This window comes from Methylobacterium sp. NFXW15 (assembly GCF_049887755.1).
Lineage (GTDB): Bacteria > Pseudomonadota > Alphaproteobacteria > Rhizobiales > Beijerinckiaceae > Methylobacterium.
The window spans coordinates 283,390-306,452 of record NZ_JAGEKG010000005.1; the positions used below are offsets into that span (position 1 = coordinate 283,390).

Sequence of the window (23,063 nt, forward strand, 5' to 3'; positions counted from 1 at the left end):
GGCTACACCGAGGGCGGGACGCGGAAATCGACCCGCGCCACCAGTCCCGGCCCCTCCGCGCGGGCCCTGAGCGTGACGGCGCCGCCGATCCGGTCGGCCAGCGCCCGCACGATGGCGAGGCCGAGACCGCTGCCTTCCGGCCCGCCCCGGGACACGACGCGGTAGAAGCGCTCGAAGACCTTCTCGCGTTCAGCGGCGGGGATGCCGGGCCCCTCGTCCTCGACTTCGAGGCAGGCGCCGGATTCCGTCCGCGCGACGCGAACCGTCGTCGTCCCGCCGGGACGGTTGTAGCGGATCGCGTTGTCCACGAGGTTCGACAGGATCTCCCCGGCGATGAACGGGTCTCCCAGCACCGGCACCACGCCGTCGGGACGGTCGAGCACGATCTCGGTTCCCCGCGCCAGGGCTGGAGCGACCTGCTCGGTCACCACGCGGGCGGCGACCTCGTTCAGGTCGGTGGTCGCGACCGGTCCGCCCCCGGCGCCCTCGTCGGCGCGGGCGAGGGCGATGAGCTGCGCGAGCAGGCGCTCCAGCCGCCGGGCGGCGCCCTCGATCTCATCGAGGGTCGCGGCTTGGGCCGGATCCCCCGGCGCGGCCCGGCGCAGGAGTTCGACATGCATCCGCAGCACGGCGAGCGGCGTCCGCAGCTGGTGCGAGGCGTCGGCGGTGAAGGTACGCTCCCCCTCGATCGAGTGTTCCAGGCGGCGCAGCAGGGTGTTCAGGGCGAGGACCGGGGCCATCGCCTCGCGCGGCACCCCGGCGACGTCCAGCGGCTGGAGGTTGATCGCGCCCGGCACGGCCCGGCGGCCAATCTCGTCGCTGAGCCGGGTGAGCGGCCTCAGGCCGCTGTCGATGCTGTACCACGACAGCGTCCCGATCAGCCCGAGCAGCCCCAGTTCGGCGAAGGCGAGCCCCGCGAGCAGGCGCCGTTCCAGGGTCTGGCGGGCCTCGCGGGTCTCGGCCACCTGGACGAGAACCGGGCTCGGCTTACCGTAGATCCGCCGCGCCTGGGCGGCGATGCGCACGCTCGCCCCCCGGACGATCCCGTCGCGATGGGCCGTGACGCCGGGCGTGAGGCGGTCGACATCGGCCAACGGCAGATCGCGGTAACCGGTCACCAGCGCCCCGAGATAGGTGACGCTGTAATAGATCCTGTCCTGTGCTTGGCTCTCCAGCATACCGAGGGCGACGCGGGGCAGGTCGACCGAGACCTCGCCATCCTCCACCGTCAGGCGCTCGGCGATGGCCAGGACCGAGCCGTCGAGCAGGCGGTCATGGGTCGTCTCCACGACGTTGCCGATGACCAGCGCCCCCGCGAAGCCGAGGAGCAGCGCCAGTGCCAGCACCGGCAGCAGCATGCGCACGAGCAGGCGGCGCCGGAGCGAGGGGATGCGCGCCGTGCTCACACCGGCATCAGCAGGTAGCCGAGGCCGCGGATCGTGCGGATCTCGGGGCCGTCCGGCTGCAGCTTCTTGCGCAGGCGGGCGACGTAGAGTTCGAGGGCGTTCGGCGCCACCGCCTCATCGAAGCCGAAGATCTCCGCGCTCAGCCGCTCCTTCGGCACGGGCTTGCCCGCCCGGGTCATCAGGATGGTCAGGACGGCGAGTTCCCGCCGCCTGAGGGCGACAGGCTCACCGCCGAGGGTGACGGTGCCCGAGGTCCGGTCGAGTTCCAGGTTGCCGCAGCGCAAGATCGGGTTCGGCACGGCCTGCCCACGCCGGACGAGGGCGCGCACGCGTGCCTCGAACTCGGCGAGGTCGAAGGGCTTGGGCAGGTAATCGTCCGCCCCGAGGTCGAGGCCGCGGACCCGGTCGGTCACGGAATCCCGCGCCGTCAGCACCATCACCGGCACGGTCGATCCGGCCGCCCGCACGGCCTTCAACACGTCGAAACCCGGCAGCCCCGGCAGGCCGAGATCCAGCACGACGAGGCTGTAGGGCTCGCTCAGGGCGAGTTGCACCGCATCCGCCCCGTCCACCTCGTGATCGACGGCGTACCCGCCCTGCCGGAGGGCGGTGCACAAGCCACGGGCCAGGGCGGGATCGTCCTCGACGACCAGAACGCGCATGCTCCTCCCGCTAGGGTTCGGTTTGGCCGGAGCGGCGGATCGGGTCTAGCATTTCCCTCCGACGCCTCCCATCACGGGCGCGGACCCGTCGTGGGGACAAAGGAGGGACTTTGTTGCGGTCGCGCCCTGCTTTCGGCCTCCTCGTCGCGGGCCTGTCCCTGCTGCTCGGGCTTCGCCCGGCCCCAGCGCAGGTCGAGCCGCAACCGGGCTCCGAGGCGGGCAAGGGCGAGACCGAGGTGGTCGTGCGCGCCACGACCGACGAGGTCGAGGTCGCCGGTCTCCTCGAAGGCTTCCGCAGGGCGCATCCCGGCGTGGCGGTGTCCTACACCAAGATGAACTCCTCCACTCTCTACGACAGCTTCCTGGAGGAAGCCGCCGCGGGGGCGGGCACGGCCGACATCGTGTGGAGTTCGGCCATGGATCTCCAGATCAAGCTGGTGAACGATGGCTACGCCGCCCGCTACGCCTCGCCCGAGGCGGCCGCGCTCCCCGCCTGGGCCGTCTGGCGCAACGAGGCCTTCGGCGTGACGGCGGAGCCGATCGCCATCGCCTACAACAGGACGCTCCTGCCCCCGGAGAACGTCCCGTCGAGCCGCGCCGACCTGATCCGCATGCTGACGGAGCATCCGGACGAGTGGAAGGGCAAGGTCTCGGCCTACGATCCCGAGCGGAGCGGCGTCGGGTCGCTCGTCCTCGCGCAGGACGCCGAGCTCACGCCCCGCACCTGGGACCTCGTCGCCGCCCTGGGACAGGCGGGGGTGAAGCTCTACACGCGCACCGAGACGATGCTCGACCGGATCAAGGACGGCGAGACCCTTCTCGCCTACGGCGTGTTCGGGGCCTACGCCCTGGAGCGGGCCAAGCAGGATCCGGTGATCGGCGTGGTTCTGCCGAGCGACTACACGCTCCTCGTCTCGCGGATCGCCTTCATCGCGAAGGATGCGCGCCATCCTGCCGCCGCGCGGTTGTTCCTCGATTACATGCTCTCCCGCGAGGGACAGTCGCACCTCGCCTCGCGCTCGCTGACACCGGCCCGGGTCGATGCCCGCCGGGCCGACGATCCGGTCGCCACCGCCCCGGCCCTGCGGCCGGTCTCGGTCGGGCCGGAACTGCTCGCCAATCTCGATCAGATCCGCCGGGCCCGGATGCTCAAGCGCTGGCGCCGGGCGATGGAGGGCCGCTGAATCCGCGACAGGTTCATGACAGGTAAACCGGCGTACAGACGTCCCAAGCGCCGCGAAGTCGGCGCGATGACAAGGGAGGATCGGTTCACGGCTGCAGCCCGCCACGGGCGGCCATGCCGGAGTCGCACCGACGCTTCCCTCATGCGGTCCCACCGCCCCTGCGCCCGAGGGAGGCAGCAATGACACAGGCTCACCCGTCGAGCTCCAAAGTCGCCACGGTCCTGCGTGTGACCAGCGGCAACTTCCTGGAGATGTTCGACTTCTTCCTGTTCGGTTTCTACGCCACCTACATTTCCAAGACGTTCTTCCCGGTCGGCAACGAGTTCGCCTCGCTGATGCTGACCTTCATGACCTTCGGCGCGGGCTTCCTGATGCGCCCGCTCGGCGCCATCTTCCTGGGCGCCTATGTCGACAGCATCGGCCGCCGCAAGGGTCTCATCGTGACGCTCGGCATCATGGCCACCGGCACGATCCTGATCGCCTTCGTCCCCGGCTACGGCACGATCGGCCTGATGGCGCCCTTCCTCGTCCTGATCGGACGGCTGCTGCAGGGCTTCTCGGCCGGTGTCGAGCTCGGCGGCGTGTCGGTCTACCTCGCCGAGATGGCGACGCCCGGCCGGAAGGGCTTCTACGTGTCCTGGCAGTCCGGCAGCCAGCAGGTCGCCGTGATGTTCGCCGCCGTGATCGGCTTCGTCCTCAACCACGTCCTCACCCCCGCCGACATGAACGAATGGGGCTGGCGCATCCCGTTCTTCATCGGCTGCGCGATCGTGCCGTTCCTGTTCTACATCCGCCGCTCGCTGGAGGAGACCGAGGAGTTCCTGGCCCGCAAGCATCGCCCCTCGATGAACGAGGTGTTCGGCTCGCTCGCCCGCAACTGGCAGATCGTCCTGCTCGGCATGCTGCTCGTCGGCATGACCACGATCTCCTTCTACACGATCACCGTCTACACCCCGACCTTCGGCAAGACCGTGCTCAAGCTGTCCGACACCGACAGCCTGCTGGTCACCTTCTGCACCGCGCTGTCCAACCTGTTCTGGCTGCCGGTGATGGGCGCCCTGTCCGACCGGGTCGGGCGCAAGCCGATCCTGCTCGTCTTCTCGACCCTGACCCTGCTCACCGCCTATCCGGTGCTGGTCTGGCTCGTCGGCCATGCGAGCTTCGGCAACATGCTGATCGCGCTCCTGTGGCTGTCCTTCCTCTACGGCAGCTACAATGGCGCGATGGTCGTGGCCCTGACCGAGGTGGTCCCGGCGAGCGTGCGTACGGCGGGCTTCTCGCTCGCCTATTCGCTGGCCACCGCGTTGCTCGGCGGCTTTACCCCGCTGGTCTCCACATGGCTGATCGAGGCGACCGGCAACCGCGCCGCCCCCGGCCTCTGGATGGCCTTCGGCGGCGCCTGTGGCCTCGTCGCGACGCTTCTCATCTACCGCCGGGCGACCCATCCGGCCGCCCTGGCGAGCCCCGCCTGACCGGCCGCCGCTCAGATCTCACGACGATGAAAGGGGCCGCGATCACGCCGATCGCGGCCCCTTCGTGGTGGTCCGTGACGAGGATCAGCGCTCGGCATTCGCGACCATGCAGGCTCCCCCCCGCGCATCGAGTGTGACCCCGGCGAAGGCGTCTCCGTCCCGCTGTCCGGCGACCCGGAAGGTCTGCCCGGCGATCATCGGCGACACGCCGCGATAGCGGATCCTGCGGGGAACCGCGCCCAGGGTCTCGGCGGCGAGGTTGAACAGCAGGGTCGCCTGGATCGGCCCGTGGACGACCAGACCCGGATAACCCTCCACCTCGGTCGCGTAAGGGAAGTCGTAGTGGAAGCGGTGACCGTTGAAGGTCATCGCCGAATAGCGGAACAGCAGGGTCGTCGTCGCCTCGACCTCGCGGACGCGATCGGGCTCGCCGGTAATCGGGGAAGGCTGGGGCGAAGGCTGGGGCGCCATCAGCCCGTCGGGCTGCGCGGCCTCGCGATAGACGATGTCCTGCCGCTCGCGGATGGCGAGGCCGCGCGGCGTCTCGTACTCGTGCCGGACGGTGACGAAGCAGAGGGAGCCCGTGCGCCCCTCCTTGGCGACGACATCCGAGACGGTCTCGCGCCGCACGACCTCGTCGCCGATTCGGAGCGGCGCCAGGGTCTCGATCTCGCCGCCCGCCCACATGCGCCGGGGGAGGGGGACCGGAGGGAGGAAGCCGCCTTTGGCCGCGTGACCGTCCGGCCCAAGCGAATCGGCGGCGGGCGTTTCCGGCGCGAGGCACCAGTGGAGCGCCAGGGGCGCGCCCGTATCCGGCACGGGGGCCAAGGCACCGCCGAAGGTGGCGCGGAACTCGTTCACGAGACGGGGCGTGACGAGGTCGCGAACCTCGCGGGTGCGGCCGATCCAGCTGCGCAGGTGGTCCATATCGAGCGCGGTCATCGGCGGCCCTTCTTTGCGTCCTGGCCGGGGGCGGCCGATCCCTCCCACGGCCGAACGCCCTATACCCTGGCGTTCGGCCTGCTCCTCTCAGCGAAGCAGGTTCGGGGGCGCGGGCGGGCTCGAATTGAGCAGTGTGATCGTCACCCGCCGGTTCGACGCGATGTAGGGATCGTCGGGGAAAACCGGCTCGGTATCGGCACGTCCCGCCACCGACGAGAAATTGTCGTTGCGAACCCCGGCACCTGCCAGGATCTCGCGCACGGCGAGCGCCCGCCCGGCGGTGAGGTTCCAGGGTTCGGCGGCGGGCGCCGAGCCCGGACGCGTGGTGGACGTGTGGCCGGTGATCGTCAGGCGGTTGGGCAACTGGCGCAGGGCGGGCGCGATCGCCTGCAGCACGCGACGGGTGTGCTCGTAGGGTTGGACCGAGCCGTCGCGGAACATGGACCGGCCGTTCTCGTCCACGAGGGACACGTTCACGCCGTCCTTGGTCGGCTCGATGAGGATGTTGTGTGACAGCTCGTTGATGTCCGGAAGCGTCTGGAGCGCCTGCCGGAGGCTGGCCATGGCGCTGTAGTTCGCCTGCACGCTGGCATCCGGGCGGCTCACATCGAAGTTGCTGGTGCGGCCCTGGCTCGATGCGCGTGCGCTGTCTCCTCGATCGGCGGAGCCGGTCTCCGCGTCGCTGGGCGTGGACGGCTTGTTGCCCGACTTGTCCAGGGACTTGCCTGCCAGCATGCCACCGGCACCACTCTGCGACGAGCTCAAGGTCGAGGGCGCGAAGTATTCCGCCAGACCGATCTTCTGCTCCTGCGTCGTCATGCTGATCAACCACATCAGCAGAAAGAACGCCATCATGGCGGTCACGAAGTCCGCGTAGGCGATCTTCCAGGCCCCACCGTGGTGGCCGTGATGGGCCTTCTTGACCTTCTTGACGATGATTGTGGCCATCGAATCCCTGCTGAAAATGAAGCCGGATCAAAAGCCGACGGCCTGACGGAATCAGGCCGGCGGCTCGCGTGATGTGGGGCAGCGCGTCGTCTCGCGACGAACCGCTCTTCGCCTCGTCCCACTGCGCCTCAGGCGGGCAGGGCGGCCGTGGCTTCTTCGACTTCGTTGAAGGTCGGGCGGACTTCGCTCATCAGCGACTTGCGGGCGAATTCGATCGACATCACCGGCGGCTGGCCGCTGATATGGGCGAGCAGACCTGCCTTGAGCGAGAGATAGTACTTGGCTTCGGCCGCGAAGAGGCTCTTGAGCGACTGTGCCATGGGCCCGAAGAAGCCGTAGGCGATGAAGACGCCGAAGAAGGTGCCGACGAGCGCGCCGCCGATCAGATGCCCCAGCACCTCCGGCGGCTCCTTGATCGCGCCCATCGTCTTGATCACGCCGAGCACGGCGGCGACGATGCCGAGCGCCGGCGTTCCGTCGGCCAGCGCCTGCATGGCCGACACGAGGCGCTCCTGCTCCTGATGGTGCGTCTCCAGTTCCTCGTCCATGAGGACTTCGATCTCGTAGACGTTGTTGACGCCCAGCGTCACCATCCGCATGTAATCGCACACGAATTCAACTGCGTGATGGTTCGCGGCAAAGGTCGGGAAAGCGTTGAACAGCGTCGATTCGCTCGGGTTCTCGATGTGAGGCTCAAGGGCCATCAGCCCCTTCTGCTTCACGAGCTTGAACAGCGAAAACTGCATGCCGAGCAATTCGACATAGCTTTGCTGCGTGTATTTGGGGCCCTTCACCAGTGTGAGCAGCATGCCGGGCGTGGCCTTGAGCACCGGTCCGACGTTGCCGATGATGAAGGCCCCGATCGCCGCGCCGAGGATGATCACGAATTCATAAGGCTGCCAAAGGACTTCCAGGTGGCCACCCATCTGCGAGTAGCTGCCGAAGACGCAGGCGAAGACTACGAGTGTGCCGACGACCAGCCGCATAATCTGCTATCCTTGCGTGGCGGCAGGTACGGCCCATGCGACGCCACCATTGGGAAGCATCGTTTCACCAAATATCTAATTACCTGTTTCAAAGAAGGCGGAGTCACGCCGGTGATATGCAGAATTAAGATCTCTGCGCGGACGCATGACGTGCCGGCTAAACCGTTCGCCAGCCGGGACGCATGACCCTTCATGATGAGGAATTGTTGAATTTTTTGCGCCCGACCCAACGGGGCTCTTCGAGCAGATACTAACGAAGTCTTAAGGAGCGCTGTCGTCTGCGATTGCTCGCCGCAGAGCGGATCCGTCACCTTCGACAGCGGCGAGAACTGGCTTGTCTCCGGCAGTCAGGGCGTGTCGGATCAGGGCGTGAACCTGTTCCCGGTCGCCTTGCACGAGAGCGGCCACGGTCTTGGCCTCGACCATCATCAGGCATCGCCCGCGATCATGAACGCGGTCCTGACGGCCAGCACCAAGGACCTGACCTCGTCGGACATCCACGGCATTCAGTTCCTGTACGGCGCCGGCACCGACGACCGTGAGCACCGAGGCAGCCGTGTCGACCGGGCTGGCCGATGCGCAAGACCGTCTCGCCGCCAACCCGGATGTGGCGGCGCATATCGATCCGCTCCTGCACGACCTCCAGTCCGGCGCGAAGGAGGGACGCTACCTCGCCTGAGGGGGCGTCAGCTCCGCACGAAGGCGAGGAGGTCGGCGTTCAGCACGTCGGCGTTCACGGTGAGCATGCCGTGGCTGTAGCCGGGATAGGTCTTCAGCGTGCCGTGGCTCAGATGGGTGATCGCCTTGAGCGCCGCATCCGCGATGGGGACGATCTGGTCGTCCTCACCATGCAGCACCAAGACCGGCACGCCGATGGCCTTCAGGTCGCCGGTCTGGTCGGTTTCGGAGAAGGCCTTGATCCCCTCGTAATGGGCGAGCGCGCTGCCCATCATGCCCTGGCGCCACCAGTTCTGGATCACGCCCGGCTGGGGCGTCGCGCCGTCGCGGTTGAATCCGTAGAACGGGCCGGTCGGGACATCGAGGAAGAACTGGGCGCGGTTGCTCGCGAGCGCCGCGCGGAAGCCGTCGAACACCTCGATCGGCAAACCTTCCGGGTTGGCCTCGGTCTTCAGCATCAGCGGCGTGATGGCGCTCACGAGGACCGCCTTGGCGACGCGCCCCTCGGGCTCGCCGTGCCGGGCGACGTAGCGCGCCACCTCGCCGCCGCCGGTCGAATGACCGATATGGACGGCGTTGCGCAGATCGAGATGCCGCGCCACCGCCGCCGCGTCGGCGGCGTAATGGTCCATGTCGTGACCCGCCGAGACCTGGGCCGAGCGGCCGTGGCCGCGCCGGTCATGGGCGACCACCCGGTAGCCGTGCCGGACGAAGAACAGCATCTGCGCGTCCCAATCGTCCGACGAGAGCGGCCAGCCGTGGTGGAACACGATGGGCTGCGCGTCCTTCGGGCCCCAATCCTTGAAGAAGATCTCGGTCCCGTCCTGCGTGGTGGTGAAGGGCATGGTCGGCTCCTGCACGAGAGAAGAAGGGCGAGGCGGGATCAGATCCGGCCCCGGCGGGCATCGAGGCTGAGCGATCCGGCGCCGAAGGCGGCGACCTGAAGCAAGCCGCCGGCCATGGCGACGTTCTTCAGGAAGTGGATCATCTGGTTCTGGTCCGCGAAGGCGGTGTGGAAGGTCACCGCCGTGGCGAGGGAGAAGGCCGCGAGGACCAGGGCGACGAGGCGCGTCCGGTAGCCCACGACGAGCAGGAGTCCGCCAGCGACCTCGACGAACGCGGCGGCGGCGTAGGACACCTCCGGCAGGGGCAAACCCGCTGCCTTGATCATGGCGAGCGTCGCGGCCGGGGCGGCGAGCTTGCCGACCCCGCTCAGAAGGAAGATCGCGCTCATCATGACCCGTCCGGCGGCGGGCAGAAGCCCCGCGGCAGCCGGGTGGGTGGAGGAGGGGGCGGGGGCGAAGGGGGCGGCCATGGTCGTGAGCCTTGTCGTCGGGGGTGAGGGACCGTCAGGCGAGGGCCGGGCGGGGGAGGGTGCGGATCCAGTCGGCAGAAAGGCCGATCTCGGCCTGCGACAGGCCGTGCCCGGCCGGCAGGACGCGGTGCTCCACGGCGGCGCCCGCCGCCGTGAGCTGGGCGGCGAGCCGCCGGGCATTCTCGACGGGCACGATGGGGTCCATTACCCCCGAGAGGACCAGGACCGGCCGTCCGCCGAGATCGGCCCGGGGCGGCACGGCGAAGGGCACCATCGGGCGGATTAGCACCGCACCGGCGAGAGTCTCAGGCCGCTGCATCAGCATCGCGGCAGCGATGTTGGCGCCGTTCGAGAAGCCGAGCGCCACAGGCGCGGGCAGGCCGTAACGATCCCGCGCGGCGGCGACGAAATCCGCGAGGTCCTCCGTGCGGCGGCGCAGGTCGGCCTCGTCGAACACGCCTTCTGCGAGACGGCGGAAGAAGCGCGGCGCGCCGTTTTCGCTCACCGGCCCACGGGGGGAAAGCAGGGCGGCGCCGGGCGCGACGGCCCGCCCGAGGGGCAGGAGGTCGGATTCATCCCCGCCGGTGCCGTGCAACAGCAGGAGCGGGGACAGGTCGGCGGCGCCGGGCTCGAACCGATGGGTGAAGGCGAGGGCTTGGCTGGACATGACGATCTCCCTGGCGTTCCGCCGTGGGGAAGGATCCGCCCCGCCGGCAAGGCGGGGCGGATCGGGTGAATCAGGCGACGGCCGGGAGTACGGCCTCAATCTCGGCGCGGTGGCGCTCCAGGCCCGGCGGCAGCTTCAGCGCCTGACCGAGGGTGGCCTCCGGCTCGTCGACGGCGAAGCCGGGCGAGTCGGTGGCGATCTCGAACAGCACCCCGCCGGGCTCGCGGAAGTAGACCGAGCGGAAATACTGCCGGTCGCGCTGCTCGGTGACACCGAGGCCGTGACGGTCGCGGAGCGCCGCCGCCATGGCCTCCTGCGCCGCGTCGTCGGCGGCCCGGAAGGCGATGTGGTGCACCGAACCGGCCCCCTGGCGGCCCGCCAGGAAAGACCCCACCGCCCGCAAAGTGACGTGACGGCCGGAGACCGCGTCGCCCGAGTAGCGGGTCAGCGAACCCTCCCGGCCCGCCTCGTGGAAGCCGAGCACGCCGGTCAGGATCGCCGCCGTGCCCTCGGCCTCCGCGAGGAGGAGCGTCACCCCGTGCAAGCCGCGGATCGCGTGCTCGGCGGGGACCTCGCCACCGGTCCAACCGGAGGCGGCTTCCGCATCGTCCACGCCGACCAGGGCGAGCATCATCCCGTCCGGATCACGGAAGCGGAGGGTCGGCTCACCGAACACCTGCACCAGCGCCTCGTGGCGCACGCCCTTCTCCACGAGACGGTGAGTCCACCAACCGAGGGAGGCGCGGGGCACCCGGAAGGCGGTCTCCTGCGTCTCGCCGATGCCGACCCGGCCGGGGGCCGCGTGGGGGATCGGAAAGAAGGTCAGGATCGAGCCGGGATGGCCCGCCTCGTCGCCGTAATAGAGGTGGTAGGTGCCCGGATCGTCGAAGTTCACCGTCTTCTTCACGAGGCGCAGACCGAGGACACGGCTGTGGAAGTCGAGGTTGCGCGCGATCGGGCCGGAAAAGGCGGTGACGTGATGGAGGCCGGTCTGGGACATGGCATCGTCTCCGTGGGCTGGCGGCGAACCGCTTGCGATGGAGCCAATCTGGACCTTGCCATGAGGCGAGAAAATAGAAACGATGGAAACTCATCGTTTCCGGAAATGACCGATGCGCCTACCCGACTTCGAAGCCTGGGCCATCTTCGCGAAGGTGGTCGAGACCGGCTCCTTCGGCGGAGCCGCCGCGGATCTCGGGCTGTCGAAGGGCACGGTGTCGAAGGCGGTGGGCCGGTTGGAGACGCGGATCGGCGCCCGGCTGTTCAACCGGACCTCCCGGCGGCTGGCGTTGACCGAGGCAGGGCTCGCGGCCAGGGACGACGCGGCGCGGATCCTGGCCGAAGGCGAGGCCGCCGAGGCGCGAGCCACTGCCGCCACGGCGCTGCCTCAGGGGCTGGTACGGCTGGCCGCGCCGATGACCTTCGGTGTGATGCACGTGGCTCCGCTCCTACCGGACTTCCTGGCGCGGCACCCGGCGGTGTCGGTGGAACTCCACCTCGCCGATTCGGTGGTCGACCTCGTGGGCGGCGGATTCGATCTCGGCCTGCGAATCGCGGCGCTGCCGGATTCCTCCCTGAAGGCGCGGCGCCTCTGCCCGATCCACCGCTCGCTCGTGGCGACGCCCGGCTATCTCGAACGGCACGGGCGGCCCGTCCATCCGGACGATCTCGCTCGCCATGCCTGCCTCGGCTACGCCTATCTGCCCACCCCGGACCGCTGGCGCTTCCACCATGCGGACGGACGGGAGGCGAGCGTAGCTCCGGGCGGTCCGATGCGGGCCAACAATGCCGAGGCCCTGGCCCCGGCCCTGCGGGCCGGCCTCGGCCTCGCCTTGCAGCCGGATTTCATGATTCACGAGGATCTGGCCGCAGGCCGCCTGGAGCGCGTCCTGCCGGACTGGTCGCCGCCGCCGATCGCACTGCATCTGGTCTCGCCGCCCGGCGAGCCCCGCCCAGCGCGAATCACTGCCATGATCGATTATCTGGCCAAGACCCTCGTCGCTGCTCCCTGGGTGCGGGGAACTTGAGGCCAACCGGCCCATCTCCAGACGCCCCGAAGGGAAATCGAGCCCTCTGCAGTCAAAAAGAAACAAATTGACTCGAAAGCATCCTCTCTAAAATAAAAACGTTCATAGTCGTCCGGATCAGCGACTTCCCTTGCCGCTCACAATAATTTTTACTTCGCGCAACTTCGAATATGCGCGACTTTGGCAAAGAAACGAGCTCAGAATTCGGCCATGCCCCTTTTTGTGATGAGGCGAAGAATGGCTGGCTCGCTGATGAAAAGAAAGGCAACGACCACGAAAAGGCTCATGGTCCCTCCCTAGATTGTTATGATGCGAGGCTTTTCCGGGGAGAACGCAAGGCCATTCCATTCACGCCCTCAATTTGAATGTCGGCTTGCCAGGGTAGAGCCAACTTATAATGGCTCCAAAGTGGCGTGTTTCACGATCGGCCCCATTAAGCACTATTATTAGAAGGATCATTTTATTCTGCATTATTCGGAATGCTATGTGTGATCAGCACGTTCATCTCGATCAAGATCGCAAGCATCTCCGCACTATGCTTCGAAATGATGAACTAAGAGCGCCAATTAATTCAAAATTACCAGGCGCCTCTTCATCAGATGACAGCATGGTAGACTACAAACAACTCATTAATGCGACAAGAAGTCACCGCAATGTGGCCCGGACGTGCTTGCGCATTTTGCCCGTTCATTCATTGAGAGAGACGCCAGCCCCGGGAGCGGGGACACGATATGATGCGCAAAAGGGCTCTTTGGACGAACGCCCTGACGCGAGATCGATCTTTGGCCCCCGTCACTCCCGCCGGTACGGCGGGCAAGCCGCCATCACCGCCGCGACAGGCCCAACAACCATGCCGACCCGTTCCCTCATGCGCGTTCAGGCAGAGCCCGCCCCTCCGAGGGGAGGCGCCTCGCGCTTCTTCTCGTCGCGCAATTTTCTGAAGATCATCGAGGATACGGGCGAGGTCGGGTTCTGGTCAGCCGACCTGCGATCGGGCACCCTCGACGCCACGCCGGGCCTCTACCGGATCCTGGGCCTGGAGCCGGCGGCGGAACTGCCCGTCGGCATCGTTCTCGACATGATCCATCCGGATGACCGGGCGGTCCATGGCGACCAGTTCGCCGTGCTGAATGCCGGGCAGCCGATCAATCGCGAGTTCCGCATCGTCCGTCCGGATCGGACGCAGCGCTGGATCCAGCACCGGGGTGAGGTCGCCCTCGGAACCGACGGCCGCCCGACCTACGGCATGGGCGTGGTGTTCGACGTGACCGCCCGTCATGACGCGATGCAGGCCGTGCTGCAGCGTCACGACCGGCTCAACGCCCTCGTTACGGTCACGGCGGCAGCCTTCTGGACCACGAACCATCAGGGCGAACTGAACGAGTGCGCCCAGTGGATGAACCTGACCGGGCAGAGCTACGCCCAGACCCGGGGCACGCACTGGGTGGATGCCGTCCATCCGGAGGACCGCGCCCGCACCCTGGCGGCCTGGACCACCGCCGTGCAGCACGCCTCAGCCTACAACACCGAGTACCGGATCCTCTGCGCGGACGGCATCTATCGTTGGTTCAACTCCCGCGCCGCGCCGGTGTTGAACAAGGACGGCTCCGTGCGCGAATGGGTCGGCATCTGCCTCAACGTGCCCGGCCAGAGCCGTTACGGCCAGCAGGGCGTGCTGACGCCCGACCCGGTGGAACCCGATTTTTCGGATCGCGCGCTCACCGCCGCGCAGGTCCGTGCCGCCCGGGGCATGGTCGGCCTGTCGAAGGAAGAGCTCGCCAAGATGGCGGGGGTCTCGATCTCGACCATCGTGCGTCTGGAGGATGCGAATTCCCCCGTCCGTCCGCGGCACGACACGGTGATGGCCGTGCGCCGCGCCCTGGAGCAGGCGGGCGTCGCCTTCACCTTCGACACGAACGCCAAGCCGGGCGTGCGCGAGGCGTGAGTCCCCTGAACGCCCCCCGTCGCGCGTTGACGCCGCGGCGGGGGAGGGCGTAGCCACGTCCGAACACAGGCGTTCGGGAGGGCGGCATGGGGCAGGATCACGACCATTCGCACGATCATGCATCCCATCATGCGCCCCCTGCGGAACGCTGGAAGCACGATGGCGTGCGGGTGATCCCCGGCGACAAGCTCGATGACAACACCGCCCAGACACCGGGCATGTACCGGCAGGCGGCGATCAACGCCGCCCGGGTCGGCGCGCAGAAGATCTGGGCGGGGACGGTCGCGATCCAGCCCGACGCCAAGACCGGCGTCCACCACCATGGCGCGCTGGAGAGCGTGATCTACGTCGTCTCCGGCCGCGCCCGGATGCGCTGGGGCGACCAGCTCGAATACGTCGCGGAAGCCGGGCCGGGCGACTTCATCTTCGTGCCTCCCTACGTGCCCCACCAGGAGATCAACGCCTCCACCGACGAGCCCCTGCATTGCGTGCTGGTGCGCTCGGACAACGAGGCGGTGGTGGTCAACATCCCGGATGTCGAGCCGGTTGAGCGGCCCGAGACCGTCCATTGGATCGATCCGATCCACAAGCACCCATGAGCAGCCCGGCGATGAACCCCGACCCGCAGGACGTCGCCGCGCGGCATGCGCGCTATGCCGATTCGGCCATTCGCGCGATCCTCGATTCCACCAAGACCATCGCGCTGGTGGGTGCCTCGGCCAATCCCGCCCGGCCGAGCTGGATCGTGCTGAAATACCTCCTGGACCGGGGCTATGCCGTCACGCCGGTCAATCCCGGCCTCGCCGGGCAGGACCTGCTCGGGCGCAAGGTGGCGGCGACCCTCGCGGAGGTTCAGGAGAGCCTCGGCGGAGCGCCGATCGACATGGTCGAGATCTTCCGCAATTCCGCCGCCGCCGGGCCGCTGGTGGATGAAGCGCTGGCCCTCGATCCCCTGCCTCGGGTGATCTGGATGCAGCTCGGCGTGCGCGACGACGAAGCCGCCGCCCGTGCCGAGGCGCGGGGCGTCACCGTCGTCATGAACCGCTGCCCGAAGATCGAGTACGGCCGCCTCTCCGGCGAGATCGGCTGGACGGGGGTGAATTCCCGCATCCTCAGCGCGCGCAAGCCCGTCCTCGCCAAGGGCGGGGTGCAGAAGCTCACCATCGCCGACCGCCGGACCCCACGCTCATAGCGACACGGTATCTTGATACCGCATCAGCGAACCTGCTCTCGGAACACGCGTTTTTACGTTTGCGTGCGCGGTTTGTGGTTGACCCGCCGGGCCGGCGCGGCTATTGAGCCGCCATCGCCGCCGCGTGTCCGCACGCGGCGGCTTGCTTTTCCGGCACCTGACGGGATTAGGCTATGAAGACCACCTCGCTGAAGCCCGCCGAGGTCGACAAGAAGTGGATCGTGATCGACGCGGAAGGCCTTGTGGTCGGCCGCCTCGCCTCGATCGTGGCGATGCGCCTGCGCGGCAAGCACAAGGCCGCTTACACGCCTCACGTCGACTGCGGCGACAACGTGATCGTTATCAATGCGGAGAAGGTGAAGTTCACCGGCCGCAAGTACAACCAGAAGAGCTACTTCTACCACACCGGCTACCCGGGCGGCATCAAGGAGCGTACGGCCAAGTTCATCCTCGAAGGGCGCTTCCCGGAGCGCGTCGTGGAGAAGGCCGTCGAGCGCATGCTCCCCCGTGGCCCGCTCTTCCGCCAGATCCTCGGCAACCTGCGCGTCTACAAGGGCGCCGAGCATCCGCATGAGGCCCAGCAGCCGCAGACGTTCGACGTCGGCGCCCTCAACCGCAAGAACGTGAGCGCGTGATCATGGCGACCCTTCAGTCCCTCGCAGACCTGAACCGGGCCAACACCGGCGCGGTCGATCCGGCCAACGAAGCCCCCGTCCACGTCCAGAAGCTGGACGCCCAGGGCCGGGCCTATGCCACCGGCAAGCGCAAGGACGCGGTCGCCCGCGTCTGGATCAAGCCCGGCACCGGCAAGGTCGTCGTCAACAAGCGCCCGGTGGAGACCTACTTCGCCCGTCCGGTGCTGCGCATGATCCTGCGCCAGCCGCTGGAGATCGCCGGCCGCGTCGACCAGTACGACATCACCGTCACGGTGGCGGGCGGTGGTCTCTCCGGTCAGGCGGGCGCCGTGCGCCACGGCCTGTCCAAGGCCCTGACCTACTACGAGCCGGAGCTGCGCGCCCCGCTGAAGCGCGAAGGCTTCCTCACCCGCGACGCCCGCGTCGTCGAGCGTAAGAAGTACGGCCGCGCCAAGGCTCGCCGCAGCTTCCAGTTCTCGAAGCGCTAAGTTTCGGCTTCCTTCACGCAGAGAAAGGGCGGTGCCGCGAGGCACCGCCCTTTTTCGTTTGGGGGCCGCTCCACCGCTGCGCTCGCAATGACGGAGGTGACACCCGCGCCGTCATCGCGAACGCAGTGAAGCGACCCAGGGCAGCGGTCCGCTTCCGAATGGGGCCGCATCCCCCTGGATTGCTTCGCTGCGCTCGCAATGACGGTCACTAGTCTACGGCCGGGCGTGGGCCGAGGTGCTCCAGACAGACCTCCCCGACGATCCGCTGAAGCGCATCGATGCGCGCGGCGAGCCAGTCCAGCTCCTCGGCGGTGATCGTGTAGTGGCGCGAGTAGCGCGCCTTCACATAGGCGTCGTGCAGCAGGTTGAACCGGCGCCGGCTGAGCCGGGTGTTGCGGGGCCATGCTTCGACCAACCGCCGGTCGGCCCCCTCGGCCATCGGGCGCAGCCGACGCAGGGCATGAAGCTGGGGGCTGTAGAGCGTCAGCACGAGTAACGTGCAGTGATAGAGGCCCTCTGTAGCTTGATGGAGATTGAAGGCCGCGTGCTTCAACTGCCCGTCCTGAATGGCCCGCCGAGCTTGGACACTCCAATACTGTGCATCGGGAAACCAAGTGTCGTAGTGGAGCCATGCCTCTTCATGGCGCATTTCCGGGGTGAGCGCCCCCGGCTCGGCTAGGGGAAACCCGGTCGCCTCGTAGAGCGTGATGCCATCGCGAAAGATATCGACGAAGAACGGCCGCCCGCGGGCGATCTGGTCGTTCACGTCCGCATGGCTATGAACGATAAGGCTGACCGACGCCGTATGGAACGACTTGAGCATTTCGATCTGGATGAACCGGTCCCGCACCGGGTCCCACAGGTCGACCTCGTCCACGAGGTCCTCGTGGTTCACCACCACCAGCAGGTCGTAATCCGAAAAGTAGCCGGAGGCCCGGTCCTCGACCCAATCGCCTCGGGCGTGGGAGCCGTAGAGGACGACGCGGACGATGCGCCCGCGCTTCTTCCTGCCGGACAGCTTGCCCGCCTGAAACGCCTCGAACTCCTCGAACAGGATCGCCACGGCTCGGGCGAGGTCCCGGCGCTTGGGGTGGGGCAGGTGGGCGAGACGGTCTTCGAGAATCATCGCGGCGTCGGTAATCTGCCCGTTCGGTAGATCATCGTCGCCGGTATGGCGAGCGCGGCGGCGCCGTTCCGCAGCGCCGCGCCCAGGAGGAGCGCCCTCAGGCGTGAACGGCCTTGGCCAGCTCGGCCTTCGACATCTTGGACCGGCCGGAAATGTCCTGCGCCTTGGCCTTCTTCATCAGCTCCGCCTTGGTCGGCTCGGTCTTGTCCGACGTCTTGCTCTCCTTGCGGGCCTTGGCCGATTTCTCGGCGACCGCCTTCGGCTGCTTCGAGAACTGCTTGCCCTTCTTGGTGTCGGCCCGCTTCTTGGCGGTCGATTCGGCGTATTCCTTGTCCGAAAGCTTCTCGCGGGCCTTCTTGGGCAGGTAGCGCTCGCCGGTCTTGCCGCTCTCCTTGCCCGACTTGGTGTCCCATTCCTCGTCGGTCCATTGCTGCAGGTGGTTGTCCTTGGACTTCTTGCCCGCGTAGCCGCCGCCTTCCTTCTTGTATTCGGCGCTCGCCATCTGCGCCTTGCGCGCCGACCATTGGCCGGGCTTGCCGCCCTTGTCGGATTTCGTGACCTCCTTCTTCACCTTTTCCCAGAGCTTGGGGTCGGTCTTCTTGGCGGTTCCGGCCATCGTCTCATCTCCTTCACGTGCACATGCGATTGCGCCGTCAAAGCGGAGGCACCCCCGGTGTTCCCGCGACCGATCGGCCGCCTGTGGATGGCGGGGGGCGTTGACAGGGGCCACGCCCTACCCCCACCTGCGCGGCGACAGGCCGGATCGAGGGTCCGGCATGCGAGGCGATGATGGCGAGCGTAGACGAGACGGCACGGCCGAGCGTGTTCATCGATGGCGAGGCGGGCACCACCGGCCTCGGCATCCGCGAGCGCCTGGAGCGCGAAGGCCGCGTGCGCCTCGTGAGCATCGCACCTGAGCACCGCAAGGACCCGGCCGCCAAGCGCGATCTCCTCGCTCAGGTGGACCTCGTGGTCCTGTGCCTGCCGGATGCGGCCGCCAAGGAGACCGTGGCTCTCGCCGACGGCCTGACCGGGGGCGGCCCGAAGATCCTCGACGCCAGCACCGCCCACCGGGTCGCCCCCGGCTGGACCTACGGCTTTCCGGAAATGGCGCCGGGGCAGGCGGAGGCCGTGGCGCAGGCCAAGCGCGTCGCCAATCCCGGCTGCTATCCGACCGGCGGCATCGCCCTCCTGCGGCCTCTGATCGAGGCGGGGCTGATCCCGGCCGATCATGCCGTCAGCGTCAACGCGGTCAGCGGCTACAGCGGCGGCGGCAAAGGGATGATCGAGGATTTCGAGGCAGGCCGCGCCCCGGCCTTCCAACTCTACGGCCTCGGCTTCGCGCACAAGCACCTGCCGGAATTGCAGCTCTATAGCGGGCTTACCCACCGGCCGATCTTCGTGCCCTCCGTGGGCAACTTCCGGCAGGGCATGCTGGTCAGCATCCCGCTGCACCTCGACACCCTGCCCGGCCGCCCGAAGGCGACCGATCTGGAGGCCGCCCTTGCCGACTGGTACCGGGGCCAGCCCCTGGTGCAGGTGGTGCCGGGCGCCGACGGCTCCCATCGGGAGAAGATCGAGCCCGAGGACCTCAACGACACGGACCGGCTGGAACTGCGCGTCTTCGGCTCGGCCGAGCACGGCCAGGCAGTGCTGGTCGCCCGCCTCGACAACCTCGGCAAGGGCGCTTCCGGCGCGGCGGTCCAGAACCTGTCGCTGATGCTGGGCCTGTAACGGGGTTTCCAGAGGACAGGTCCTTTGGTGGGGTCCAGGGGCGAAGTCCCTGGGTTGTCGTAGGGCTCCGCCCTACACCCGCCAAAGGGCAGGGCCCTTTGGGATCCCCATTTTCGGATTGCTTCCCGCTTCCGCGAGTCTATCTCGCTGCGGGGCGGGGTGTGACAGTACGGGAGAGAACGATGCCGAAGGCGATCCGGGTCTACGAGTACGGCGGCCCCGAGGTGATGAAGCTCGAGGACGTGCCGCTGGCCGAGCCGGGCCCCGGCCAGATCCGGGTTCGCCAGGAGGCGATCGGCGTCAACTTCATCGACATCTACTTCCGCACCGGCGCCTACAAGGCCGCGCAGCTCCCCTTCACGCCCGGCAAGGAGGGCGCGGGCACCGTGACCGCCGTGGGCGAGGGCGTGGCGCAGTTCAAGGTCGGCGACCGGGTCGCTTACGGCTCGGTGGCCGATGGCTGCTACGCCGAGGAGCCGGTGATCGCCGCCGCCGCCGCCGTGCCGATGCCGGACGGCATCGACGCGCAGACTGCCGCCGCGATGATGCTCAAGGGCCTCACCGCCGAGTACCTGCTGCACCGGACCTACCGGGTGAAGCCCGGCGACACGATCCTCTGGCACGCGGCGGCGGGCGGCGTCGGCCTCATCGCCTGCCAATGGGCCAAGCATCTCGGTGCCACGGTGATCGGCACCGCAGGCAGCGAGGAGAAGGCCGAACTCGCCAAGGCGAATGGCTGCGATCACGTCATCCTCTACCGCAGCGAGGACGTGGCCAAGCGCGTGCGGGAACTGACCAACGGCAAGGGCGTGCCGGTCGTCTATGACGGCGTCGGCCAAGCGACCCTGATGGGCTCGCTGGACAGCCTCGCCCCCACCGGCCTGCTCGCGAGCTTCGGCTCGGCCTCCGGGCCGATCAGCGGGCTCGATCTCGGCCTGCTCGCGGCCAAGGGCTCGCTCTTCGTCACCCGGCCGACGCTTGCGACCTTCGCGGGCCAGCGCCCGGTGCTGGAGGAGGCCGCTGCCAACCTCTTCGGCGCCGTCCGCTCCGGCGCGGTGAAGATCGCCGTGAACGCCGTGCGGCCGCTGGCCGAGGCGCAAGAGGTGCATCGCGACCTCGCGGGCCGCGAGACCACCGGCTCGACGGTGATGGTGCCGTAAGGCCCGCCCCGTGAAGCCGGACCCCGCCGACCTGCTCCTCGTCATCGATGTGCAGGTCGATTTCCTCCCCGGCGGGGCGCTTCCCGTGCCGGACGGCGACGCCGTCGTCCGGCCGGTCAACGCGTTACAGCAGCGGTTCCGGCACATCGCACTGACGCAGGATTGGCATCCGCCGGGGCATGTCTCGTTCGCGACGAGCCATCCCGGCCGGGAGCCGTTCCAGACGGTGACGCTCGGCTACGGCGAGCAGGCCCTGTGGCCGGAGCATTGCGTGCAGGGGAGCGTGGGCGCCGCCTTCGCGCCGGGGCTCGAGACGAGCCGCGCCGGCCTGATCGTGCGCAAGGGCCTCAACCCCCGCCTCGACAGCTATTCCGCCTTCCTCGAGGCGGACCGGACGACCCGCACCGGGCTCGCCGGGGCCCTCCACGAGCGGGGCATCCGTCGGGTCGTCCTGTGCGGTCTCGCGACGGATTTCTGCGTCCTGTGGAGCGCGCTCGACGCGCGGGAAGCCGGGTTCGAGGTGCTGGTGGTGGAGGATGCCGTGGCGGGCATCGACGTGCCCTCGTCGGCGGGCGGCTCCGTCGCCGCCGCCTGGGCGCGGATGGAGGCCCTCGGCATCGGCAGGATCGGGATGGCCGATATCAGCTGACGGCTAAGAGCCGCAGGGCCGGGACGCGTTGCGAGAACCGGAGTTGCCCCTGTTCATCAGGAGGCGACATGTCCGACAAGCACCCGAAGACCACCACACCGACCGATGCCGACCTCAAGGGCAACCCCGGCATCGGCACCTCGAAGGGCATGGCCGGGGCGGACCCGGAAGAGCTGGAAGCCGATTCCACCTTCGAGGGTGATGTCGAGAACGAGACGACTCCGGAAGGCGGCGTCGATCCGAACCACCGGCCGCGCAAGAACAAGTAAGGGGCCGGGGAGGCGCGGCCTCCCCTCGCTCTACAGGCCGAGGCCGAGCTGAGCCGGAGCCTCGTCCTCTTCACCCTGCGAGAAGCCGGAGAGCGAGACGCCGATCAGCCGGGCGGTCCGGCGCAGGGGCAACAGGCCGCGCAGGAGTTCGAGACCGATCCGCTCAAGGCTGTCCCGATCAGGCACCGGGGCCGACAGGGAGCGGGCACGGGTCACGAGGGAGAAATCCGAGAATTTGAGCTTCAGCGTCACCGTGCGTCCGCGCATGGCCTTCGCCTCGGCGCCACGCCAGACCTTGTCCACCATCGGCGCCAGCCGCTCGGCCAGCACCTCGTAGGCGGCCGTATCGTCGGAGAAGGTGGTCTCGGCGCCGATCGACTTGCGGATGCGGTGCGCCCGTACCGGCCGCTCATCGATGCCCCTCGCGACGGCGTGGTAGTAGCTGCTGGACGAGCCGAAGGTCTCCTTCAGCCGCTCCAGGCTCCAGGCGCGCAGGTCAGCGCCGGTCTCGATGCCGAGCCGCTTCATCTTGGCCTCGGTCACGGGCCCGACGCCATGGAAGCGCCCGATCGGCAGCTCCGCCACGAAATCCGGGCCCATGGCCGGGGTGATGACGAACAGGGCGTTCGGCTTGCGGTGGTCCGAGGCGACCTTGGCCAGGAACTTGTTGTAGGACACCCCCGCCGAGGCCACGAGGCCGGTGCGCTCCAGGATTTCGGCGCGGATCGCCTTCGCCACCGCCGTCGCGGTGGGCAGCCCCAGTAGGTTCTCGGTGACGTCGAGATAGGCCTCGTCCAGGGCGACCGGCTCGATGATCTCGGTATGCCGGGCGAAGACGGCGCGGATCTCCTCCGAAACCTGCCGGTAGACCTCGAAGCGCGGCTTCACGAAGACGAGGTCCGGGCAGAGCCGCCGCGCGGTCGCCCCCGGCATGGCCGAGCGCACGCCGAAGGGTCGCGCCTCGTAGCTCGCGGCCATCACCACGCCCCGCTCCCGCGCGCCGCCCACCGCGAGCGGCTTGCCGCGCAACGACGGGTCGTCGCGCTGCTCCACGGAGGCGTAGAACGCGTCCATGTCGATATGGATGATCTTCCGGAGAGGCTGCGCCTCCATCGCCGGATCGCCCCTCGATGTTCCCGGTCCGTTCAATGACAACCACGGGGGAGGTGGGTCAAGGTTGTCGATCAGCGTTCCCGCCGGAACGGCCAGTCGATCAGCCCGCCGGCCCAGAGGGCGGCCCAGACGAAGACCGGCTGAAACGCGAGCCGGGGGCCGTGATACCACCACGAATCCGGGATGCCCGCGATGTGGATGTGCTCGACGGCGTGCTTCACGTTGGCTGGGTAGACGCACACCGCATAGAGGGCGAGGCCGATGGCGGCAGCCTTCCGCGTCGCCGGAATGAGCAGGCCGAGCGCCCCGGCCAGTTCGCACAGGCCGGTCGCCTGGATGACGAGCCGGGGCTCGGGCACCCAATCCGGCATCAGCGGCAACATCGCGTCGGTGGCGACGAGGTGCACCACGCCGATGAAGGCGTAGACCCCGGCGAGCCCCCAACGCAGGATCGTCCGTCCCCGG

26 protein-coding genes and 1 pseudogene are annotated in these 23,063 nt (G+C 68.3%); 14 read left to right on the top strand and 13 right to left on the bottom strand.

The annotated features are described in order from the left end of the window. Nucleotides 1-2: 2 nt before the first annotated feature. Both J4O73_RS13885 and J4O73_RS13890 read right to left on the bottom strand, forming a co-directional pair. Complete coding sequence (locus J4O73_RS13885) at nt 3-1,406, bottom strand: sensor histidine kinase (protein ID WP_426218163.1); 1,404 nt, start codon at nt 1,404-1,406, stop codon at nt 3-5. Next, nucleotides 1,403-2,068 (bottom strand): response regulator, encoded by a 666-nt coding sequence (locus J4O73_RS13890; protein ID WP_426218165.1) that lies wholly within the window; start codon nt 2,066-2,068, stop codon nt 1,403-1,405. The genes J4O73_RS13885 and J4O73_RS13890 overlap by 4 nt, the downstream gene beginning before the upstream one ends. A gap of 113 nt (nt 2,069-2,181) precedes the next feature. On the opposite strand from J4O73_RS13890, the gene J4O73_RS13895 reads away from it, so the two are divergent. Next, a complete protein-coding gene (locus J4O73_RS13895) occupies nt 2,182-3,252 on the top strand; it encodes an ABC transporter substrate-binding protein (RefSeq protein WP_426218167.1) in 1,071 nt (356 codons plus the stop codon). Between the two features lie 179 nt (nt 3,253-3,431). After that, nucleotides 3,432-4,724, top strand: coding sequence for an MFS transporter (locus J4O73_RS13900; protein ID WP_426218169.1), 1,293 nt, complete (start codon nt 3,432-3,434; stop codon nt 4,722-4,724). A gap of 84 nt (nt 4,725-4,808) precedes the next feature. Here the strand turns inward: J4O73_RS13900 and J4O73_RS13905 are convergent, their stop codons facing one another. The 3 genes from J4O73_RS13905 to motA form a co-directional block, all read right to left on the bottom strand. After that, nucleotides 4,809-5,666: an FAS1-like dehydratase domain-containing protein gene (locus J4O73_RS13905; protein ID WP_426218171.1), complete on the bottom strand. Its 858-nt coding sequence runs from the start codon at nt 5,664-5,666 to the stop codon at nt 4,809-4,811. An 87-nt stretch (nt 5,667-5,753) separates the two neighbouring features. Beyond that, nucleotides 5,754-6,614: a flagellar motor protein MotB gene (locus tag J4O73_RS13910; RefSeq protein WP_426218172.1), complete on the bottom strand. Its 861-nt coding sequence runs from the start codon at nt 6,612-6,614 to the stop codon at nt 5,754-5,756. A 128-nt stretch (nt 6,615-6,742) separates the two neighbouring features. After that, nucleotides 6,743-7,600 carry a flagellar motor stator protein MotA gene (gene motA / locus J4O73_RS13915; protein WP_426218174.1) on the bottom strand — a complete coding sequence of 286 codons (858 nt, stop codon included), beginning with the start codon at nt 7,598-7,600 and terminating at the stop codon, nt 6,743-6,745. A 210-nt stretch (nt 7,601-7,810) separates the two neighbouring features. Here motA and J4O73_RS13920 point away from each other — a divergent pair. Continuing rightward, a pseudogene (locus tag J4O73_RS13920) lies at nt 7,811-8,110 on the top strand (matrixin family metalloprotease); the annotation flags it as partial. Nucleotides 8,111-8,138: 28 nt separating this feature from the next. Further along, nucleotides 8,139-8,279, top strand: a complete 141-nt coding sequence (locus J4O73_RS13925) for a hypothetical protein (RefSeq protein WP_426218176.1) — start codon at nt 8,139-8,141, stop codon at nt 8,277-8,279. A 7-nt stretch (nt 8,280-8,286) separates the two neighbouring features. Here the strand turns inward: J4O73_RS13925 and J4O73_RS13930 are convergent, their stop codons facing one another. The 4 genes from J4O73_RS13930 to J4O73_RS13945 form a co-directional block, all read right to left on the bottom strand. Then, a complete protein-coding gene (locus J4O73_RS13930) occupies nt 8,287-9,123 on the bottom strand; it encodes an alpha/beta fold hydrolase (protein ID WP_426218178.1) in 837 nt (278 codons plus the stop codon). Nucleotides 9,124-9,161: 38 nt separating this feature from the next. Then, nucleotides 9,162-9,593, bottom strand: coding sequence for a DoxX family protein (locus tag J4O73_RS13935; RefSeq protein WP_426218180.1), 432 nt, complete (start codon nt 9,591-9,593; stop codon nt 9,162-9,164). A 34-nt stretch (nt 9,594-9,627) separates the two neighbouring features. Next, nucleotides 9,628-10,260, bottom strand: a complete 633-nt coding sequence (locus tag J4O73_RS13940) for an alpha/beta hydrolase (protein WP_426218182.1) — start codon at nt 10,258-10,260, stop codon at nt 9,628-9,630. A gap of 70 nt (nt 10,261-10,330) precedes the next feature. After that, a complete protein-coding gene (locus J4O73_RS13945; RefSeq protein ID WP_426218184.1) occupies nt 10,331-11,260 on the bottom strand; it encodes a ring-cleaving dioxygenase in 930 nt (309 codons plus the stop codon). Between the two features lie 112 nt (nt 11,261-11,372). Between J4O73_RS13945 and J4O73_RS13950 the strand changes: the two genes are divergently transcribed. The 6 genes from J4O73_RS13950 (at nt 11,373) to rpsI (ending at nt 16,547) form a co-directional block, all read left to right on the top strand. Then, nucleotides 11,373-12,287, top strand: a complete 915-nt coding sequence (locus J4O73_RS13950; protein ID WP_426218186.1) for a LysR family transcriptional regulator — start codon at nt 11,373-11,375, stop codon at nt 12,285-12,287. Between the two features lie 850 nt (nt 12,288-13,137). Beyond that, nucleotides 13,138-14,232, top strand: coding sequence for a PAS domain-containing protein (locus J4O73_RS13955; RefSeq protein WP_426218187.1), 1,095 nt, complete (start codon nt 13,138-13,140; stop codon nt 14,230-14,232). Between the two features lie 86 nt (nt 14,233-14,318). Beyond that, complete coding sequence (locus tag J4O73_RS13960; protein ID WP_426218189.1) at nt 14,319-14,831, top strand: cupin domain-containing protein; 513 nt, start codon at nt 14,319-14,321, stop codon at nt 14,829-14,831. After that, complete coding sequence (locus tag J4O73_RS13965) at nt 14,828-15,424, top strand: CoA-binding protein (RefSeq protein WP_426218191.1); 597 nt, start codon at nt 14,828-14,830, stop codon at nt 15,422-15,424. Before J4O73_RS13960 ends, J4O73_RS13965 begins: the two co-directional genes overlap by 4 nt. A 173-nt stretch (nt 15,425-15,597) precedes the next feature. Then, nucleotides 15,598-16,059, top strand: coding sequence for a 50S ribosomal protein L13 (gene rplM / locus J4O73_RS13970; protein ID WP_238202209.1), 462 nt, complete (start codon nt 15,598-15,600; stop codon nt 16,057-16,059). A 2-nt stretch (nt 16,060-16,061) separates the two neighbouring features. Further along, nucleotides 16,062-16,547, top strand: coding sequence for a 30S ribosomal protein S9 (gene rpsI / locus J4O73_RS13975; protein ID WP_378972653.1), 486 nt, complete (start codon nt 16,062-16,064; stop codon nt 16,545-16,547). Nucleotides 16,548-16,755: 208 nt separating this feature from the next. On the opposite strand, the gene J4O73_RS13980 is transcribed toward rpsI, so the two are convergent. Both J4O73_RS13980 and J4O73_RS13985 read right to left on the bottom strand, forming a co-directional pair. Continuing rightward, nucleotides 16,756-17,673 (bottom strand): nucleotidyltransferase and HEPN domain-containing protein, encoded by a 918-nt coding sequence (locus tag J4O73_RS13980; RefSeq protein WP_426218194.1) that lies wholly within the window; start codon nt 17,671-17,673, stop codon nt 16,756-16,758. Between the two features lie 97 nt (nt 17,674-17,770). After that, nucleotides 17,771-18,289, bottom strand: a complete 519-nt coding sequence (locus tag J4O73_RS13985; RefSeq protein WP_426218195.1) for a hypothetical protein — start codon at nt 18,287-18,289, stop codon at nt 17,771-17,773. 173 nt (nt 18,290-18,462) lie between these two features. On the opposite strand from J4O73_RS13985, the gene argC reads away from it, so the two are divergent. The 4 genes from argC to J4O73_RS14005 all read left to right on the top strand — a co-directional run bounded on the left by argC (nt 18,463) and on the right by J4O73_RS14005 (nt 21,485). Continuing rightward, a complete protein-coding gene (gene argC, locus J4O73_RS13990) occupies nt 18,463-19,407 on the top strand; it encodes an N-acetyl-gamma-glutamyl-phosphate reductase (protein ID WP_426218197.1) in 945 nt (314 codons plus the stop codon). A 182-nt stretch (nt 19,408-19,589) separates the two neighbouring features. After that, entirely contained in the window at nt 19,590-20,567 is a 978-nt protein-coding gene (locus J4O73_RS13995; RefSeq protein WP_426218199.1) for a quinone oxidoreductase family protein, read from the top strand. Nucleotides 20,568-20,577: 10 nt separating this feature from the next. Then, nucleotides 20,578-21,216, top strand: a complete 639-nt coding sequence (locus J4O73_RS14000; protein ID WP_426218201.1) for a nicotinamidase — start codon at nt 20,578-20,580, stop codon at nt 21,214-21,216. A 68-nt stretch (nt 21,217-21,284) separates the two neighbouring features. Further along, on the top strand, nt 21,285-21,485 hold the full coding sequence (locus J4O73_RS14005; RefSeq protein WP_426218203.1) for a hypothetical protein: 201 nt from the start codon (nt 21,285-21,287) through the stop codon (nt 21,483-21,485). Between the two features lie 30 nt (nt 21,486-21,515). Here J4O73_RS14005 and dinB read toward each other — a convergent pair whose 3' ends face one another. Both dinB and J4O73_RS14015 read right to left on the bottom strand, forming a co-directional pair. Beyond that, nucleotides 21,516-22,598 (bottom strand): DNA polymerase IV, encoded by a 1,083-nt coding sequence (dinB, locus tag J4O73_RS14010; RefSeq protein ID WP_426218205.1) that lies wholly within the window; start codon nt 22,596-22,598, stop codon nt 21,516-21,518. A 71-nt stretch (nt 22,599-22,669) separates the two neighbouring features. Next, complete coding sequence (locus J4O73_RS14015) at nt 22,670-23,047, bottom strand: DoxX family protein (protein WP_426218384.1); 378 nt, start codon at nt 23,045-23,047, stop codon at nt 22,670-22,672. Nucleotides 23,048-23,063 lie beyond the last annotated feature (16 nt).

What these genes read in the sequence shown, in the direction of transcription:
- J4O73_RS13890 (WP_426218165.1), bottom strand. Translation starts at nt 2,068, where the DNA reads ATGCGCGTTCTGGTCGTCGAGGACGATCCCGCCCTGGCCCGTGGCTTG.
- J4O73_RS13900 (WP_426218169.1), top strand. Translation starts at nt 3,432, where the DNA reads ATGACACAGGCTCACCCGTCGAGCTCCAAAGTCGCCACGGTCCTGCGT.
- J4O73_RS13905 (WP_426218171.1), bottom strand. Translation starts at nt 5,666, where the DNA reads ATGACCGCGCTCGATATGGACCACCTGCGCAGCTGGATCGGCCGCACC.
- J4O73_RS13910 (WP_426218172.1), bottom strand. Translation starts at nt 6,614, where the DNA reads ATGGCCACAATCATCGTCAAGAAGGTCAAGAAGGCCCATCACGGCCAC.
- motA (WP_426218174.1), bottom strand. Translation starts at nt 7,600, where the DNA reads ATGCGGCTGGTCGTCGGCACACTCGTAGTCTTCGCCTGCGTCTTCGGC.
- J4O73_RS13930 (WP_426218178.1), bottom strand. Translation starts at nt 9,123, where the DNA reads ATGCCCTTCACCACCACGCAGGACGGGACCGAGATCTTCTTCAAGGAT.
- J4O73_RS13935 (WP_426218180.1), bottom strand. Translation starts at nt 9,593, where the DNA reads ATGGCCGCCCCCTTCGCCCCCGCCCCCTCCTCCACCCACCCGGCTGCC.
- J4O73_RS13940 (WP_426218182.1), bottom strand. Translation starts at nt 10,260, where the DNA reads ATGTCCAGCCAAGCCCTCGCCTTCACCCATCGGTTCGAGCCCGGCGCC.
- J4O73_RS13945 (WP_426218184.1), bottom strand. Translation starts at nt 11,260, where the DNA reads ATGTCCCAGACCGGCCTCCATCACGTCACCGCCTTTTCCGGCCCGATC.
- J4O73_RS13950 (WP_426218186.1), top strand. Translation starts at nt 11,373, where the DNA reads ATGCGCCTACCCGACTTCGAAGCCTGGGCCATCTTCGCGAAGGTGGTC.
- J4O73_RS13955 (WP_426218187.1), top strand. Translation starts at nt 13,138, where the DNA reads ATGCCGACCCGTTCCCTCATGCGCGTTCAGGCAGAGCCCGCCCCTCCG.
- J4O73_RS13960 (WP_426218189.1), top strand. Translation starts at nt 14,319, where the DNA reads ATGGGGCAGGATCACGACCATTCGCACGATCATGCATCCCATCATGCG.
- J4O73_RS13965 (WP_426218191.1), top strand. Translation starts at nt 14,828, where the DNA reads ATGAGCAGCCCGGCGATGAACCCCGACCCGCAGGACGTCGCCGCGCGG.
- rplM (WP_238202209.1), top strand. Translation starts at nt 15,598, where the DNA reads ATGAAGACCACCTCGCTGAAGCCCGCCGAGGTCGACAAGAAGTGGATC.
- rpsI (WP_378972653.1), top strand. Translation starts at nt 16,062, where the DNA reads ATGGCGACCCTTCAGTCCCTCGCAGACCTGAACCGGGCCAACACCGGC.
- J4O73_RS13980 (WP_426218194.1), bottom strand. Translation starts at nt 17,673, where the DNA reads ATGATTCTCGAAGACCGTCTCGCCCACCTGCCCCACCCCAAGCGCCGG.
- J4O73_RS13985 (WP_426218195.1), bottom strand. Translation starts at nt 18,289, where the DNA reads ATGGCCGGAACCGCCAAGAAGACCGACCCCAAGCTCTGGGAAAAGGTG.
- argC (WP_426218197.1), top strand. Translation starts at nt 18,463, where the DNA reads ATGGCGAGCGTAGACGAGACGGCACGGCCGAGCGTGTTCATCGATGGC.
- J4O73_RS13995 (WP_426218199.1), top strand. Translation starts at nt 19,590, where the DNA reads ATGCCGAAGGCGATCCGGGTCTACGAGTACGGCGGCCCCGAGGTGATG.
- J4O73_RS14005 (WP_426218203.1), top strand. Translation starts at nt 21,285, where the DNA reads ATGTCCGACAAGCACCCGAAGACCACCACACCGACCGATGCCGACCTC.
- dinB (WP_426218205.1), bottom strand. Translation starts at nt 22,598, where the DNA reads ATGGAGGCGCAGCCTCTCCGGAAGATCATCCATATCGACATGGACGCG.